General features: G+C 64.1%; 19 protein-coding genes. 15 read left to right on the forward strand and 4 right to left on the reverse strand.

Features of this window, described 5'->3' with window-relative positions; all coding sequences use genetic code 11:
- The first annotated feature begins 3 nt into the window (after positions 1–3).
- The 4 genes from R2N16_RS02630 to R2N16_RS02645 all read left to right on the forward strand — a co-directional run bounded on the left by R2N16_RS02630 (position 4) and on the right by R2N16_RS02645 (position 2107).
- A complete protein-coding gene (locus R2N16_RS02630; RefSeq protein WP_316664031.1) occupies positions 4–417 on the forward strand; it encodes a hypothetical protein in 414 nt (137 codons plus the stop codon).
- Positions 418–717: 300 nt separating this feature from the next.
- Entirely contained in the window at positions 718–1350 is a 633-nt protein-coding gene (locus R2N16_RS02635; protein WP_009277190.1) for a response regulator, read from the forward strand.
- 102 nt (positions 1351–1452) lie between these two features.
- The gene (locus tag R2N16_RS02640; protein WP_316664032.1) at positions 1453–1893 is read left to right on the forward strand and encodes a response regulator; all 441 of its coding nucleotides are present in this window, start codon (positions 1453–1455) and stop codon (positions 1891–1893) included.
- Positions 1894–1966: 73 nt separating this feature from the next.
- Positions 1967–2107 carry an entericidin A/B family lipoprotein gene (locus R2N16_RS02645; protein ID WP_316664033.1) on the forward strand — a complete coding sequence of 47 codons (141 nt, stop codon included), beginning with the start codon at positions 1967–1969 and terminating at the stop codon, positions 2105–2107.
- A gap of 86 nt (positions 2108–2193) precedes the next feature.
- On the opposite strand, the gene R2N16_RS02650 is transcribed toward R2N16_RS02645, so the two are convergent.
- Entirely contained in the window at positions 2194–3636 is a 1443-nt protein-coding gene (locus R2N16_RS02650) for a CHASE3 domain-containing protein (RefSeq protein WP_316664034.1), read from the reverse strand.
- A 221-nt stretch (positions 3637–3857) separates the two neighbouring features.
- On the opposite strand from R2N16_RS02650, the gene R2N16_RS02655 reads away from it, so the two are divergent.
- From R2N16_RS02655 to R2N16_RS02665, 3 genes are all read left to right on the forward strand, one after another.
- Positions 3858–4031, forward strand: coding sequence for a DUF1328 domain-containing protein (locus R2N16_RS02655; RefSeq protein WP_316664035.1), 174 nt, complete (start codon positions 3858–3860; stop codon positions 4029–4031).
- 144 nt (positions 4032–4175) lie between these two features.
- Positions 4176–4604, forward strand: a complete 429-nt coding sequence (locus R2N16_RS02660; RefSeq protein WP_316664036.1) for a hypothetical protein — start codon at positions 4176–4178, stop codon at positions 4602–4604.
- 36 nt (positions 4605–4640) lie between these two features.
- Positions 4641–5198 (forward strand): ferritin-like domain-containing protein, encoded by a 558-nt coding sequence (locus tag R2N16_RS02665; protein WP_316664037.1) that lies wholly within the window; start codon positions 4641–4643, stop codon positions 5196–5198.
- A gap of 124 nt (positions 5199–5322) precedes the next feature.
- Here R2N16_RS02665 and R2N16_RS02670 read toward each other — a convergent pair whose 3' ends face one another.
- A complete protein-coding gene (locus tag R2N16_RS02670; protein ID WP_316664038.1) occupies positions 5323–5646 on the reverse strand; it encodes a DUF1840 domain-containing protein in 324 nt (107 codons plus the stop codon).
- Between the two features lie 176 nt (positions 5647–5822).
- Between R2N16_RS02670 and argS the strand changes: the two genes are divergently transcribed.
- The 5 genes from argS (at position 5823) to R2N16_RS02695 (ending at position 10945) form a co-directional block, all read left to right on the forward strand.
- Complete coding sequence (gene argS / locus R2N16_RS02675) at positions 5823–7613, forward strand: arginine--tRNA ligase (RefSeq protein ID WP_316664039.1); 1791 nt, start codon at positions 5823–5825, stop codon at positions 7611–7613.
- Positions 7614–7673: 60 nt separating this feature from the next.
- Complete coding sequence (locus R2N16_RS02680; protein WP_316664040.1) at positions 7674–8384, forward strand: SPOR domain-containing protein; 711 nt, start codon at positions 7674–7676, stop codon at positions 8382–8384.
- A 148-nt stretch (positions 8385–8532) separates the two neighbouring features.
- Positions 8533–9189 carry a thiol:disulfide interchange protein DsbA/DsbL gene (locus R2N16_RS02685; RefSeq protein WP_316664041.1) on the forward strand — a complete coding sequence of 219 codons (657 nt, stop codon included), beginning with the start codon at positions 8533–8535 and terminating at the stop codon, positions 9187–9189.
- Positions 9190–9302: 113 nt separating this feature from the next.
- Positions 9303–10103 (forward strand): SDR family oxidoreductase, encoded by an 801-nt coding sequence (locus R2N16_RS02690; protein WP_316664042.1) that lies wholly within the window; start codon positions 9303–9305, stop codon positions 10101–10103.
- Positions 10100–10945, forward strand: a complete 846-nt coding sequence (locus tag R2N16_RS02695; protein ID WP_316664043.1) for a helical backbone metal receptor — start codon at positions 10100–10102, stop codon at positions 10943–10945. The genes R2N16_RS02690 and R2N16_RS02695 overlap by 4 nt, the downstream gene beginning before the upstream one ends.
- Before the next feature lie 70 nt (positions 10946–11015).
- Here the strand turns inward: R2N16_RS02695 and R2N16_RS02700 are convergent, their stop codons facing one another.
- Both R2N16_RS02700 and R2N16_RS02705 read right to left on the reverse strand, forming a co-directional pair.
- On the reverse strand, positions 11016–11402 hold the full coding sequence (locus R2N16_RS02700) for an antibiotic biosynthesis monooxygenase family protein (RefSeq protein ID WP_316664044.1): 387 nt from the start codon (positions 11400–11402) through the stop codon (positions 11016–11018).
- Between the two features lie 34 nt (positions 11403–11436).
- Positions 11437–12516, reverse strand: a complete 1080-nt coding sequence (locus R2N16_RS02705) for an MBL fold metallo-hydrolase (protein WP_316664045.1) — start codon at positions 12514–12516, stop codon at positions 11437–11439.
- A gap of 185 nt (positions 12517–12701) precedes the next feature.
- Between R2N16_RS02705 and R2N16_RS02710 the strand changes: the two genes are divergently transcribed.
- From R2N16_RS02710 to aceK, 3 genes are all read left to right on the forward strand, one after another.
- Positions 12702–13199, forward strand: a complete 498-nt coding sequence (locus R2N16_RS02710; RefSeq protein WP_316664046.1) for a MerR family transcriptional regulator — start codon at positions 12702–12704, stop codon at positions 13197–13199.
- A gap of 177 nt (positions 13200–13376) precedes the next feature.
- Complete coding sequence (locus R2N16_RS02715; protein ID WP_004633702.1) at positions 13377–14558, forward strand: isovaleryl-CoA dehydrogenase; 1182 nt, start codon at positions 13377–13379, stop codon at positions 14556–14558.
- Between the two features lie 160 nt (positions 14559–14718).
- A complete protein-coding gene (gene aceK / locus R2N16_RS02720) occupies positions 14719–16560 on the forward strand; it encodes a bifunctional isocitrate dehydrogenase kinase/phosphatase (protein ID WP_316664047.1) in 1842 nt (613 codons plus the stop codon).
- The last annotated feature ends 19 nt before the right edge of the window (positions 16561–16579 follow it).

Below are 16579 nucleotides of genomic sequence, written 5' to 3' on the forward strand. Positions count from 1 at the left end.
TCCATGAACAAGCTGCTGATCTCCCTGTCCGCCATCGCCATCGCTGCTGCTTCGGCTTACGCCAACGCGCAAACCCCGTCGGCCAACGCCGGCGTGCAAGCCAACGGCACGGCAGCTGTCGCACCGGCCCAGACCAACATCGGCACCGGTCTGAAGGCCGACACCGGCGCCAAGCTGGACACCGAGTCCGCCAAGAGCCAACTGAACACGAAGGCCGAGCACGGCGCCAAGGCCGCACACGAACACAAGGCCAAGACGGAAGCCGGCGTCGACAAGACCGCCGACAAGGTCGGCAAGTCGGTCAGCAAGACGGAAAAGTCGGCAGAGAAGTCGGGCAAGGCTGCCAAGGCTGATACCACTTCTGGGCTGAGCGCCGACGCCGGCGCCAACGCCGCCGCCACGACGCAAACCAAGTAACGCGTCACGACGCCGGGCTCGCCCGGTGCATCTGGCCATCCCGGGGCGGAACTCTTCCGCCCCGTTTTCTTTGGCAGCACGCGCACAGGCACACGGATTGCTCGTCGGCAGGCACCAGCATGTTGCGACTCATGCACATTCCCGAGGTCTTTCATGGAAACGCAGACAACCCCGCCTGAACCCGCCAGCAAGAGGAGCCCCGGTTTAGCGCGACAGTCCGATACAATTGCTGTCGTATCGAACCAACAAGCGCAGCGCGCGGAGTCGGACAGCCCGCCCAGCGCGCTCATAAGGAGCAGCATGATTCGCGTCCTGATTGCGGACGACCACGAGATCGTCCGTGCCGGCCTTCGACAGTTCCTGTCCGAAGAGCGGGACATCGAAGTCGCGGGGGAAGCGGCCAGCGGGGAAGAGGTGATGGAGCAACTCCGCACCGGCGCCTTCGACGTCGTGGTGCTCGACATTTCCATGCCCGATCGCAATGGCATCGACACCCTCAAGCTGGCTCGCCAGCGCCATCCCGATCTGCCGGTGCTGATCCTGTCGACCTTTCCGGAAGACCAGTACGCCATCAACCTGATCCGCGCAGGCGCATCGGGCTATCTGACCAAGGAAAGCGCGCCGGATGAGCTGGTGAAGGCCATTCGTACCGTGTCGCAAGGCCGCCGCTATGTCAGCCCGACCGTGGCCGAACTGCTGATTGGCGGGCTGGAAAAGCCGACCGACCAGCCACTGCACCAGACGCTGTCCAAGCGCGAATTCCAGATCTTCTGCAAGCTGGCGCGCGGGCAATCGGTATCGATCATCGCGGAAGAGCTGTTCCTAAGCGTCAAGACAGTCAGCACGTACCGCACGCGGATTCTGGAAAAGATGGGCATGAAATCCAATGCCGATCTCACGTATTACGCGATCAAGAACGGCCTGGTTGAGTAATGCCCGGTGGGGCGCCAAAACCCCTCGGCGCGCCGCAAACCCAACTGGCATGTAGGACAACGCCTGATACCACCTCGGCAACCCGCTGGCTAACATCAACCCATGCTGGATCAAGCCGTCACCCTCTCCACCCGTGGCCTGCGTGTCCTCCTGATCGAGGACTCCCCCGTGCTTCGCGGCATGGTTCTGGAATACCTCAAGGCTTCCGCCTTCGTGGCGACGGTCGAATGGGCAGACACCGAAGATTTGGCGCTAGGCCTTCTCGGGCAAGGCCATTACGACGTCGTGATCGTCGACCTGCAATTGCGGCAGGGCAATGGCTTCAAGGTCCTTCAAACGTTGCGCGATCAAGCGTCGCCCAGCGTGCGCATCGTCTACACCAACCACGCGCAAGTGCCGACCTACCGGCAGCGCTGTTTTGAAGCCGGCGCCAATTATTTCTTCGACAAATCGCTCGAACTCGACAAGGTGTTCGAGGTGATCGAAGAGCGCGCCGGCGTCGGCCGCCCCCGCCAACAGCTCGCGCAGCATTTCCACCCCTGAGATTTTTCGCGCCCGCCGCGTCTGCTGTCGTGCCGCGCGACCAACGCCATTTCTCACCCCCAAGGAGCGTTCGATGAAGACCTTGTGTGCCGCACTTGCACTGACGTGTGTGTTCCTGGCTGGCTGCAACACCATGGCCGGCGCCGGCAAGGACATCCAGACCGGTGGTCAGAAACTGGAGAATTCGGCCGACAGCGTCAAGCAGAAGATGTAACGCCAGCGTCAGCTACACCGGTATCAAAGACAAAAAAGCCCCGCGATGGGGCTTTTTGTTTGGGCGGCGCCATTACGCTGGGCGGCTTACACAGTCGCCCCGCCGTGGCCCGGCGCGGGCGTCATACCGCCGGTCAGCGCCTGCATGCCCGACGGTTCGTTGGCGGCACCCCGATCGAACACGGCATCGCTTGGAGGCAGCTCGACGATGATCGTCACCCCGCCGCCCGGCATTGAGTCGATGACGAGCGTGCCGCCCAGCGCAATGGCGCGCTGCTCCATCCCCAGCAGGCCGTGATGGCCGACCATGCGGCGCCGCTCGATGTCGGCAGGGAAGCCCCGGCCGTTGTCGCGCACGCGCAGGCGCACGCCCTCCTCACTCACATCGAGCGCCACCGACACCGTGGTCGCATGCGCGTATTTCGATGCGTTGGTCAGCGATTCCTGCACGATGCGATACAGCGCGATGGCCGCATCATCGGTCAGCTTGGGCATGTCGTCGGGCAGGCTCACTTCCGTGTGCCAGCCGTTGCGCGTGCCGACGTCCTCCGTCAATTGCGAAAGCGCTTCCACCAAGCCAAGGTTGAGCAGAATCGTCGGGCGCAGGTCTTCGATCAGGCGGCGCTTGATCTGGATGCCCTGATCCACGTGGGCCATCACGCGCGTGATCTTTTCGCTCACGGCGGGCTCGCTGGCGTGAATGCGTGAACGCAGCCAGTGCAGGTCCATCTTGGTGGCGGTGAGGATGGCGCCCAACTCGTCGTGCAGCTCGCGCGCGAGGCGTGTCTTCTCGTCTTCGGTCACGCGCTGCAAATGGGCGGCCAGGTCGGACAACTGCCGCGTGCGCTCACGCACCATGCGGTCGAGTTTCTGGCTTTCTTCTTCCGCCATGTCGCGTTCGCGCTCCGTCACGGCAAGGCGCTTGGCGTGCTGCATGCCGAGCACCACCAGCAGGATGATGTTGACCGCCGTGATGAGTGCAATGCCGTAACGCGACAGCGCCAGATCGCGCTCGGCGTGTTCCAGGCTGCGCGCCACCGTGGCGATCTCGCGCTGACGCAGGCGGTCCAGGCCCTGCCGCACCGCTTCCATGGATGCTTTGCCGAAATCGGTGCGCACGAGATCGAGCGCTACTTCCAGGTCTCGCTTGCCGTAGATGAGCGTGAGTTCCATCTCGGTGAGCTTGCGACTGACCTGGAGCGCCGTCTCCGAGAACAGCTTGAGCGCGTCCGGATCGTTGGCGTAGTGATCGCGAATTTCTGCCATCAACGCGTGGATGTGCGGGATGGCCTTGTTGTACGGATCGAGGTATTCGTCCTTGCCCGTGAGCAGGAAACCGCGCTGGCCGGCCTCGGCGTTGACCAGCTCGGCAAGCAGTTCGTTGATGGCGGTTTCAGCCTGCTGCGACTGAATCACCTGCCGATAGCCCTGGCTCAGGCGGATGTTGCCTGTCTCCGAGGCAATCAGCACCCCGAGCGTCAGCAGAATGCCGCCGGCGAGCAGCAGAGTGGAGCGCAAGGATGACCGCATGGCATGCAGACCCATAGGAAACGCGTCAAACCGCCCGACGCGGCGCGCGTTGCGTTTGTGTTTTTTTGGCAATTCGGATGATACCGCGTGGGCGCCCCGGGCGACACTTGGGGCACACCCCGGTCAGGCACGCGATGTGCGTGGGAGTACGCCGCAGGGTGGCGGCTTCACGCAATGTGCCGCTGCCCTGCACCCCATCCATCCGAACTGGAGACGACAACATGCTGAAATGGGCACTCATCTTCGCCATCATTTCCCTGGTGGCGGGCGTCTTGGGCTTTACCGGCGTTGCCGCAGGAGCGGCGAGCATCGCCAAGGTCCTGTTCTTCATTTTCGTGGTGCTGTGCGTGCTGTTTCTGGTGCTGGGCGTCACGGTCTTCAAGGCCGTCGATTAGCGCAGACAACCCGGGCGAGGGCGCGGCCCGTGTCTTGCTAGATGGTTTTACATGCGGCCCGCTTTCGCCAAAACCGAAACCGCACCCAAACCCACCGCGCCGCCGATGCGTGCGTCCCGCGGCGCCACGATGAGGAACTTCACCATGTCACTCTTTGCCAGCCAACGCGTCCGCAGCCGAATTGATGACGTTAATGATCGCGCGCACCGCGCCATGGACAGCGCCAGCGACGCCGTCGACCAAGCCCGCTACGCCGCTCGCCCCGCCGTGGAAGACGTACAGAGCTTGCTGCGCTCTCTCGAAAACGCCATCCATACCCTGACCGACGAAGGCAGCGCCGAAGCCAACCGTGCCAGCCGCACCCTGCATGCGCGCGCCGACCAACTGCGCCGCGCCGCCAACGACCGCGCCCAACAAGCCCGCGAACGCATGGACTGGGCGCTCGATCGCACGGAAGAAACCATTACCGGCGCACCGTTCAAGTCGGTGGGTGTGGCCGTGGCGATTGGCGCGGCGATCGGGCTGGTTGTGGCGCTGGCCGGCAGCAGCAGCCGGCGCGACGCCAGCGAATAAAACCACCCACGCCAATCACCCCGCAGGAGCATTCACATGAGCCGGACCAACGTCGCCGCCCCCTTGGAAAGCAGCTTCCTCTCCGACATCAAGACCTTGCGCGAACGTGCCCGCAAGCACATCGAGGAAGGCGCCGTGACCGCAGACTACAAAGCCGACCGAGAGACTGTGCTGCGACTGCTGAACGAGGCGCTGGCCACGGAATTGATTTGCGTGCTGCGCTACTGGCGCCACCACTTCATGGCCAAGGGCATCAACGCCGAGCCGATCGCCGCAGAGTTTCTGGTGCACGCCAACGAAGAGCAGCAGCACGCCGACAGCATCGCCACGCGCATCGTGCAACTGGGCGGCGAGCCCAACTTCAACCCCGAGGGCCTGTCCGCGCGCAGCCATTCCGAATACGTGGAAGCCCGCGGCCTGGTCGACATGATCAAGGAGAACCTGGTGGCTGAGCGGATTGCGATCGAGAGCTACCTGGAGATGATCCGGTACATCGGGGACCGGGACCCCACCACGCGTCGCGTGCTGGAAGAGATCCTGGCAGTGGAGGAAGAGCACGCGGACGAGCTGTCCGACATGCTGCACGACCAATAACGCAACAGCGGCCAGGCAAGACACCGCCCGGCACGCCAGCCCCTCCCCCGCTCCCGGCCCCTGTGGCCGGATGCCCGGACCGCCCCGTTTGGCGGCCGGGCATTTTTTTGGCCTGCGCCCGAACTCAGACCCCCCAGAGCACGCTGGATTGCTCAACCAGCGATTCTTCCAGCATGTGCAGCAGCGGATAGGCGCGCTGGCCGAGGTGCGGCGGCTCTTCTTCGCCGTTTTCGTCCAGCTGGGGCGGCGACAGCTCGTCCACCTGGATATGTGCCTGGTGCGTGTCATCCTTGATGGCGCGCTTGAGGCGATCGATGGCGTGGGGCATCTCTTCGGGCGTGATGACACCACGCTCGCCCAGCGTCTTGCCGATCACGCCCAGCAGCACCATGGCGAGATCCTTCTGCATGGAGAACTTTTGCGAAGCGTGCGAAGTAAAGGTGATCATGATTTCTTGGTTTCCCTTGGTTGGGTGGGGGCCGCAGATTGCCACGGCGGGGGCAGGATACGGCTGAGACCGCGGCTCACCTGATAAAATTTCGTACTTTTCCCCGAACAACGCAACTGGCGGCGCCAGAACTGGATTTCAATCCATTTCAGCACTGCCGGCGTCATGGTTTCTTTATGCTGCCCTCCCACAAACAGACGATCGCCCAATTGTTGTCCGACGCCGTCGGCTCCCTGCTGCCCGAGGGCCAAGCCCGACCGGAGATCGTCCTGGAGCGCCCCAAGCAGGCCGCGCACGGCGACATCGCTTGCAACGTCGCGCTGCAGCTCGCCAAGCCGCTGGGCACCAACCCGCGCGAGCTGGCCGGCAAGATCGCCGATGCCATCCGTGCCGACGCCCGCGGCCAGCGCCTGGTGTGCGCCGTGGAAATCGCCGGTCCCGGCTTCATCAACCTGCGTCTGTCGGCTGCCGCGCGTGCCGACGTGATTGCCGCCGTGTTTGCAGAAGGCGACCGCTATGGCGCCGCCAACACGCATGACGGCGCGCCGGTGCTGGTGGAATTCGTCTCGGCCAACCCGACCGGTCCGCTGCACGTCGGCCACGGCCGCCAGGCCGCACTGGGCGATGCGCTGGCGAGCCTGCTCGACTGGCAGGGCCACAAGGTTCACCGCGAGTTCTATTACAACGACGCCGGTGTGCAGATCCAGAACCTGGCAGTCTCGGTGCAGGCCCGCGCGCGCGGCCTCAAGCCGGGTGACGCCAACTGGCCTGAAGCCGCCTACAACGGCGACTACATCGCCGACATCGCCGCCGATTACCTCGCCGGCAAGACCGTACGCGCCTCCGATGGCGAGCCCGTGACGGGCGAGCGCGATGTCGAGAACATCGAAGCCATCCGCCGCTTTGCGGTCACGTATCTGCGCAACGAGCAGGACATCGACCTGCAAGCCTTCGGCGTGAAGTTCGACCGCTACTACCTGGAGTCGTCGCTCTACACCGAAGGCAAGGTGCAGCAGACGGTGGACGCGCTGGTTGCCGCCGGCAAGACGTACGAGCAGGAAGGCGCGCTGTGGCTGCGCACCACCGACGACGGCGACGACAAGGACCGCGTCATGCGCAAGTCCGACGGCGCCTACACCTACTTCGTGCCCGACGTTGCGTACCACACGACCAAGTGGGGCCGCGGCTTCACGCAGGTCATCAACGTGCAGGGCAGCGACCACCACGGCACCATCGCCCGCGTGCGCGCCGGCCTGCAGGGCCTGAACATCGGCATCCCGAAGGGCTATCCGGATTACGTCCTGCACAAGATGGTCACGGTGATGAAGGACGGCGCCGAGGTCAAGATCTCCAAGCGCGCCGGCTCGTACGTGACCGTGCGCGACCTGATCGAATGGTCCAACGGCGACGCCGAGAGCGAAGCCGGCGTCGACACCATCCGCGCCTGCGTGGACGCCGGCGAACCGAACTGGCCCTCGCGCTTCACGCGCGGCCGCGACGCCGTGCGCTTCTTCCTGCTGTCGCGCAAGGCCGATACCGAATTCGTCTTCGACGTCGATCTGGCACTGAAGCAGAGCGACGAGAACCCGGTGTACTACGTGCAGTACGCGCACGCGCGTATCTGCTCGGTATTCGAGCGCGCAGGCGTTGACCCCGCCTCGCTCACGAACGCCGATCTGGCTGCGGTGACGGGCCCGGACGTCAGCCCGCAGGCGACGGCGCTGGTGCAACGCCTGGCCGCATTTCCCGACATGCTGGCCGACGCCGCACGCGAACTCGCCCCGCACGCCGTAGCCTTCTACCTGCGCGACCTGGCGGGCGATTTCCACGCGTTCTACAACGCCGATCGCGTGCTGGTCGACGACGAGGCCGTCAAGCGTGCTCGTCTGGCGCTCCTGGCCGCCACGCGCCAGGTGCTGCGCAACGGGTTGGCGGTGATTGGCGTGTCCGCGCCGCAAAAGATGTAAATGCGCACGATTTGGCATCACACGGCGCTCTTATAATCGGGCGCTTCTAGAAGGATCGACATGGCACGCAATACGCAATCTTCCCGTGCCCGCTCGCAACGGGGCGGCACGTTTCTGGGTCTGGTGCTGGGCTTGATCGTCGGTTTGGCGATCGCCGTGGTGGTGGCGGTGTACATCACCAAGGCGCCGGTGCCCTTCGTGTCGCGTGGCGGCGCGCAACCCAAGCCGAGCGAAGCGGGCAACGTGGTCAACACGCTGCCGACGCCGGCGCAGCCCGCACCGCAAGCCAGCGCCCCGCAGGCAGCCGACCCGAACGCGCCGTTGTGGAGCCGCGTGCCGGCCAAGCCGGTCGATCAGGCCGCCGAGCAGAACAATCCGCCGCCGGGCATCACCATCCATCCGGCCCAGCCTGCCTCGGCCCCGCAGGTGGCAAGCGCACCCGGCGCCAAGCCGCCCAAGGCGCCGGTCACGGCCTCCAACGAGAAGCCGGTGACTGACCCGATTGCCGAGATCGCCCGTCAGGATGCCGCCAAGACGGGCTATTTCCTGCAAGTTGGCGCTTACAAATCCTCCGAGGACGCCGAGCGCCAGAAGGGCAATCTGGCCATGCAGGGCTTTGAAGCCAAGGTGACCCAGCGCGAAGTCAATGGCACCACCATGTACCGCGTGCGCCTGGGGCCGTTCAACTCGCTCGACGAGATGACCACCGTGCGCAGCCGCCTGCAGTCGACGGGCGTGGAATCGTCGGTCATCCGCTTCGCCCGCCAGTAACGTGAAGTCATGCGGCCCGCTTTGAACCCGGCGGGCTGTGATCGGTCAGAAACCTGAGATTCAGTTACGCTGACACCCGCGTCGGGCGGTTCGGCACTCGATTTCGCTGGTTTTCCCGTTGCTTCGTCCAATTCGTTGTCCATTCACCATGAAAAAACTCGCTGCTTTCCTGATCGCCCTCGCTACCGGCGCCGGCTTCCTGATGACCGCGCCGGCCAATGCCGCACCCACCGCCGGCAAGGAATACAAAGTGCTGCAAACGCCGCAGCCGGTGCCCGCAGGCAAGATCGAAGTGACGGAGTTCTTCTGGTACGGCTGCCCGCACTGCTACGACTTTGAAAACACCTGGACGGCGTGGGTCGCCAAGCAAGGCAAGGACGTGGTGATCAAGCGCGTGCCGGTGGCCTTCAACGCCAAGCTGGAGCCGCACACCCGCATTTTTTACACGCTGGAAGCGCTGGGCAAGCTCGACGCCAAGGACGCCAGCGGCAAGACGCTGCATGACCGCGTGTTCGACCAGCTGCACAAGAACTACCGCTCGATGTCCGAACTGGATGACATTGCCAAGTTCATGGCCGCCAACGGCGTCGACGAAAAGCAGTTCCGCGATACCTACAACTCGTTCAGTGTGAACGCCAATACCAAACGCGCCGCGCAACTGGCCGATCAGTACAAGATCGAGGGTGTGCCGACCGTGGTCGTGCAGGGTAAGTACACCACGTCGCCGGCCGATGCCGGCAGCAACGTTGGCGCCGCCCAAACGCTCGACTACCTCGTCGACCAGGTACGCAACCGCAAGATGTGACGGATTGCCGCGTTTCCGGGCATGCGCCCGGGCGTGACACACCGCCATCGACGCCCGCCCCTGTGCGGGCGTTTTTTGTGCGTCGGCCTTCTTCACACCAACAGGACATCGACATGAGCGAGATCGTCTTCATCACCGGCGCTTCCAGCGGGATCGGCCAGGCATTGGCACGTCAGTACGCAGCGCAGGGCGCCACGATCGGGCTGGTCGCGCGGCGTGTCGACGTGCTCCATGAGTTTGTGCAGACGCTGCCGGCCAGTATCCAGAGCCGTTGCCATTGCTACGCCGCCGACGTGCGCAACGCCGAGTCGATGCGCGGCGCGGCCAACGCGTTTATCGCCACGGCTGGGCTGCCCGATGTGGTGATCGCCAACGCCGGCATCTCGGTTGGCACGGACTTGCGGGAAGCCGGCGACCTGAAAGCCTTTGCCACTGTGATGGACACCAACTGGATGGGCGTGCTCAACACGTTCCAGCCGTTCGTCGCGCCGATGCTGGCGCGTGCCAAGCCTGGGCGGCCCGGCGGCACGCTGGTCGGCGTTGCCAGCGTGGCTGGCGTGCGCGGGCTGCCGGGTGCGGCGGCGTACAGCGCCTCCAAATCGGCGGTGATCAAGCTGATGGAGAGCCTGCGCGTGGAGTTCAGCCCGCTTGGCCTGCGCGTGGTGACGATCGCCCCAGGCTACATCCGCACGCCGATGACCGAACACAATCCGTATCCGATGCCCTTCCTGATGCCGGTCGACCGCTTCGCGCAGAAAGCCGTGAATGCGATCCATCGCGGCGCGCGCTTCACGGTGCTGCCATGGCAGATGGGCATCGTCGCGAAGCTGCTGCACGTGCTGCCGCGCGGGCTCTATGACTTTGCGTTTGCGCGCGCCGGGCGCAAACCCCGCAACCCCGAGATTTCGTCATGACTTACACCGATGCGGCTGGCCTCGCGCACGCCCCCGTCGACACCACACCGCGCATCGCCAGCCTGGTGCCTTCGATTACCGATCTGCTGTTCTCGCTGGGCCTCGGCGATCAGCTGGTCGCCCGCACCGGCTTCTGCATCCACCCGCGCGAAGCGGTGCGCAACGTACCCAAGGTGGGCGGCACCAAGACCGTCAAAGTCGACAAGCTGCGCGAGCTGGCGCCCACGCACGTCATCGTCAACATTGACGAGAACACGCGCCCCACCGTCGACAAGCTGCGCGAGTTCATCCCGAACATCATCGTCACGCATCCTTGCTCGCCGGAAGACAACCTCACGCTATACCAACTGCTGGGCGGCATCTTCCGCCGCGAGGCGCAGGCCCAGAAGCTGTCGGACGCGCTCACACACGAGCTGGAGGCGCTGCGCGGCCGCCACTTCCTGCCGCACCGCGTGCTGTACGCCATCTGGCAAGACCCGTGGATGACGGTGTCGCGCGACACTTACATCTCGCGCATGCTCAAGCTCGTCAACTGCCATACGTGGCCGGATGATCCGGCGCCCGTGCAATGCGGCACCGAGAAGAGCGGCGATTGCGCCCGCCCCAACCGACCCGACACGCGGTACCCGACGTTCCGCTGGAGCGATGACGTGGTGCGCAACATCGACTGCGTGCTGCTCTCCACCGAGCCTTACAGCTTTACCGAAGAGCATGTCGACGCGCTGGAAAAGCAGATCGGCAAGCCGGTCTATCTGGTGGATGGCGAGATGGTGTCGTGGTACGGTAGCCGCGCGATCGAGGGCGTGCGGTACCTGGGGCAGTTTGCAAAGACGCTGCGCTAGATCTTCAGGCCGCAGCCCAAAAAAGAACCCACCGGTTGGCGGGTTTTTTGTTGAGCCGGAGCGCGGTGCGCTATCGCTCGAAACCGTAGTCGTACTCCACCTTGGCAATGCGCAGGTGGTACGACGCATACCACTGCTCGCGCCCCAGCTTCTGCGCGGCAAGGTGGTCGCTCTGGTTCTTCCACTCGCGAATGGCCTCCAGCGACGACCAGTACGACACGGTGATGCCCGGGCGCCCCTGCCCGCCGGCCAGTTCGTCGCGTACGGATTCGATGCCGAGGAAACCCGGCATGCTGCGCGCCAACTCAACCATGCGGTCAGCCATGGCGCCATAGCCGTTGTCGCCGTCGGTGCGCGTGGAGGCGAAGATCACCGCGTAATACGGCGCAGTCGGCGTCTGCGCGGGAAACGGCAGGACGACGGCGCTGTCGTCGAGAACGTCATGCTGGTCAGCCATGGTCGGCTCCGGTGGAAAGCACGGGTTGTACAGTTTATGCAGCTACGTGGAATCGGACGATACCGTCAGCGCCGGTTTCGCGCACCAGCTCGCCGCGATGCCACAGCGCATGCAAGTGGGCGAGCGCCTCGCCCATCGCGAAGGTCATCTGGTGCACGTCGAACTGGCGCTTGAAGATGACGTTGACAATGTCGCGTGCGGATTGCGGTGCGGCCTTGCACGCAGCCAATGTTTCGGCCAGCCGATCCGCATGGTGATCGCGCAGCTGCTGGATGCGCGTATGCAACCCGCGGAACGGCCGTCCATGCGAGGGCAGGATCAGCACATCCGCCGGCAGCGGCTCGTACTTGCCAAGCGAATCCAGATACAGCGTGAGCGAATCCGCTTCGGGCTCCAGATCGAACACGCTCACATTGGTGGAAATGCGCGGCAAGACCATGTCGCCGGAAATCAGCACGTTGGCATCCTCACTGTAAAGCGCGACGTGCTCGGGCGCATGACCGAAGCCGGTGATGACGCGCCATTTGTGCTCGCCGATGGTGACGACGTTGCCATCCATCAGGCGGCGGTACTGGCTGGGCACGCCCGGCACGAGCGTGCTGTAGTAATCCTTGCGGTTACGGATGCCTTCGATGGAGGTTGGGTCCGTCAAGCCGTGGCGCTCGAAATGGCGCGCGGCAAATTCGCCGCCGGCGTTCGATGCCCCCGTGCCGCCCACCAGCATGCGCGCGAAGGCGTAGTCGCCCAGGCTCATCCACAGGCGCACGTTCCAACGTTTTTCGTCGCCGCCTTCGCACAGCCAGTTCGAGAGGCCAACGTGGTCCGGATGGCAATGCGTGACCAGCACGCGCAGCACCGGCAGGCCGTCGAGGTGGTTCGCGAAGATGCGCTCCCAATACCCGCGGATCGCTTCGTGGTTGATGCCGCAATCGATGATCGTCCAGCCGTCCTGCCCGTCCTGCCGATCGCGCAACAGCCAGAGGTTGATGTGATCGAGCGCAAACGGCAGCGGCATGCGCAGCCAGTAGAAGCCGGGGGCGACTTCAAACCGCGTGCCGCCTTCGGGCAGCGTGTCGCCAAAGGGATAGTCGAGTTGGTGTTCGAGCGCGTTCATGAGGATGTGGTCTCGGTCGCCGCCTTTCGGTGCTTCAAGGCGGTCTCTGCGATTGCGGTTTGGCGCCATTGACGCTAACGTAAACGTCAATTCGCCGCCGGTCATCCATCTTAAGCGAAAACTTAATGTCGCTGCCCGGCGTGCACGTGTCATCACACCTCTGCCGTTACTCCGTTCCCCGCCGTATGTCTGCCTCCACTCCGTCTGCCGCCGCCGCGCTTGCCGCCGATCTTGAATCGGGCGATGCCGGCGAGCTTGCCGACGCAAGCTTCACCATCACCGATCTTGCCCGCGAGTTCGACATCACGCCGCGCGCCATCCGCTTCTACGAAGACCAGGGTCTGCTGGCGCCGGATCGCCAAGGCCCGGGCGGGCGTCGCCGGGTGTATTCGGCCGGCGAGCGCACGCGCCTGAAGCTGACCTTGCGCGGCAAGCGGCTCGGGCTGTCGCTGGGCGAGATCAAGGAAATCCTGGATCTGTATGAATCCCCGCGCGATACGGTGCCGCAACTGGAGCGCTTCCTGGCGTCGCTGGCGCAGCACCGTGCGGTGCTCACGCAGCAACTGGAAGACCTGAATGCCCAGCTGGCCGAGATCGACCAGCACGAGCGCCAGTGCCGCCGCCTGCTCGATGATGCCCAGGCAAGCACGGGCAAGCCGCCCAAGCGCCGCAAGGCCGCCTGATTCCGCAAATCTACGTAATGACGGGTCATTGACGTTTACGTAAACGTCAATACAATACGCAACACCTTGCAACGCCCTCCCGGCACCGGTGCGCCCGCCACAAGCGGCGTGCACCTCACGGCGCCAGACTACTCACCAGAGACACCAGCGGCTTGAGCCGCGCCCAAGGAGACCACCATGATTGATCTGCCCGGCCTGAAATTCGACTTGGGCGAAGACATCGAGATGCTGCGATCGGCCGTGCGCGACTGGGCGCAGGGCGAGCTGGCACCGCGTGCCGGCGAGATCGACCGCACCGACCAGTTCCCGATGGACGCGTGGCGCAAGATGGGCGAACTGGGCGTGCTCGGCATCACGGTGGCCGAGGAGTACGGCGGCGCCAACATGGGCTACCTGGCGCACATGATCGCCATGGAAGAAATCAGCCGCGCCTCGGCATCGGTCGGCCTGTCGTATGGCGCGCACTCCAATCTGTGCGTGAACCAGATCCACCGCAACGGCACGGCGGCCCAGAAGGCCAAGTACTTGCCCAAGCTGGTTTCGGGTGAATGGGTCGGCGCGCTGGCGATGAGCGAGCCGAATGCCGGCTCCGACGTCGTCAGCATGAAGCTGCGCGCGGAACTCAAAGGCGACCGCTACGTGCTCAACGGCACCAAGATGTGGATCACCAACGGCCCGGACTGCGACGTGCTGGTCGTCTACGCCAAGACCGAGCCCGAACTGGGCGCGCGCGGCATGACGGCGTTCATCGTCGAGAAGGGCATGAAGGGTTTCTCGGTCGCGCAGAAGCTGGACAAGCTCGGCATGCGCGGCTCGCACACGGGCGAGCTGGTGTTCGAGAACGTGGAAGTGCCGGTGGAAAACATCCTCGGCCAGGAAAACGGCGGCACGAAGGTGCTGATGAGCGGCCTGGATTACGAGCGCGCGGTGCTCTCCGGCGGCCCGATCGGCATCATGCAGGCCTGCATGGACGTGGTCACGCCGTACATCCACGACCGCAAGCAGTTCGGCCAGAGCATCGGGGAATTCCAGCTCATCCAGGGCAAGATGGCCGACATGTACACCACGCTGCAGGCGTGCCGGGCGTACCTGTACACGGTCGGCAAGAACCTCGACTCGCTGGGCCGCGACCACGTGCGCCAGGTGCGCAAGGATTGCGCCGGCGTCATCCTCTACACGGCCGAAAAGGCCACCTGGATGGCCGGCGAAGCCATCCAGATCCTGGGCGGCAACGGCTACATCAACGAATTCCCGGTCGGCCGCCTGTGGCGCGACGCCAAGCTGTATGAGATTGGCGCCGGCACCTCGGAAATCCGCCGCATGCTGATCGGTCGGGAGCTGTACGCGGAGACGATGTAACGCGCGAGAGCAGGCCGGCTGGTGGCACGGGGCCATCAGCCAAACGGATAAGGAGGCGCAACGGTTTCAGGACGCGAACACCGCACCGAAGACCATACAATCTAGGTCTGCCTGGTTTGCTGGTTTTGCCGCTTCCCTACCCCTCCCCCGCGCACACGCCATGTCCCATTTCCCCAAGCTCCTCTCGTCGCAGATCGCCTTTGACGTCGCCCGCACGATGCTCGACGGCTTCGACAAGCACTACCGCTTGTTCCGGGAAGTCAGCGTACAGGCCAAGACCGCGTTCGAGACCGGGGACTGGGCCGGTCTGCAGCAACTGCAGCGCGACCGCATCGCCTACTACGACGAGCGCGTGCGTGAAGCGTCGGTCATCCTCGAAGACGAATACGACGCCGAGAATATCGACGACGAGATCTGGCGCCAGATCAAGCTGCACTTCATCGGCCTGCTGACCAACCATCACCAGCCCGAGTGCGCCGAGACCTTCTTCAACTCGGTGTGCACGCGCATCCTGCATCGTTCGTACTTCAATAACGACTTCATCTTCGTGCGCCCGGCCATCTCGACGGAATACATCGAGAATGAAGAGTCACCCACCAAGCCCACGTATCGCGCCTACTACCCCGGCACGCGCGACGGCCTGGGCGCCTGCTTCGAGCGCATCGTCCACAACTTTCAGATCAACGCGCCGTTTGAAGATCTGGAGCGCGACATCGGCTACGTCGTGCGCGCAGTGGGCGAGCACTTCGGCGATTTCCGCATCGCGCCGAATTTCCAGATCCACGTGCTGTCGTCGCTGTTCTTCCGCAACAAGGCGGCGTACATCATCGGGCGCGTGATCAACGGCGACAAGACGTTCCCGCTGGCCGTACCGATCCTGCGCAATGCCGCGGGCCAGCTCTCGCTCGACACGGTGCTGCTGCGGCAAGAGCAACTGCTGATCCTGTTCTCGTTCACGCACTCGTATTTCATGGTGGACATGGAGATTCCGTCTGCCTACGTGACCTTCCTGCGTGACCTCATGCCGCGCAAGCCGCGCGCCGAGATTTACACCTCGCTCGGGCTGCAGAAGCAGGGCAAGAACCTCTTCTATCGCGACTTCCTGCATCACCTGCAGCACTCGTCGGACAAGTTCATCATCGCGCCCGGCATCAAGGGCCTGGTGATGCTGGTGTTCACGCTGCCCTCCTACCCGTACGTGTTCAAGGTCATCAAGGACTACTTCCCGCCGCCGAAGGAAACCACGCGCGAGCTGATCAAGAGCAAGTACCAGCTTGTGAAGCGCCACGATCGCGTGGGGCGCATGGCCGATACGCTGGAGTATTCCGACGTGGCCTTCCCCCTTTCGCGCTTTGACGACGACCTCATCAAGGAGCTGGAGAAGCACGCGCCCTCGATGGTCGAATACCAGCGCAGCGAAGACGGCGGCGAAGAGATCGTCATCCGCCACGTCTACATCGAGCGCCGCATGACGCCGCTGAACATCTGGCTGCACGAAGGCACCGATGCGCAGGTCGAGCACGGCATCATCGAATACGGCAACGCCATCAAGGAACTCATCGCCGCGAACATCTTCCCGGGCGACATGCTGTACAAGAACTTTGGCGTGACACGCCACGGCCGCGTGGTGTTCTACGACTACGACGAGATCGAATATCTCACCGACTGCAACATCCGCACCGTGCCCGAACCGCGCACGGAAGAAGAGGAAATGTCCGGCGAAGTCTGGTACAGCGTCGGCCCGCACGACATCTTTCCGGAGACGTACCGCACGTTCCTGCTGGGTGACCCGCGCGTGCGCGAAGCCTTCCTCAAGCACCATGCGGACTTTTTCGAAGCCTCCATGTGGCAGGGCTACAAGGAGCGCCTGCTCTCCGGGCAGATGCACGATTTCTACGCGTATGACGCGGCCGAGCGCTTCGTCAATCGCTATGGGGCGAGCGCACCCGACAACGACAACGCAGCGCAAGACAACACGACGCTGCAGCGCGCCGCCGCTTAACTCTCTCAACACGACGGGA

This window comes from Ralstonia psammae (assembly GCF_958405935.1).
GTDB classification, from domain to species: domain Bacteria; phylum Pseudomonadota; class Gammaproteobacteria; order Burkholderiales; family Burkholderiaceae; genus Ralstonia; species Ralstonia psammae.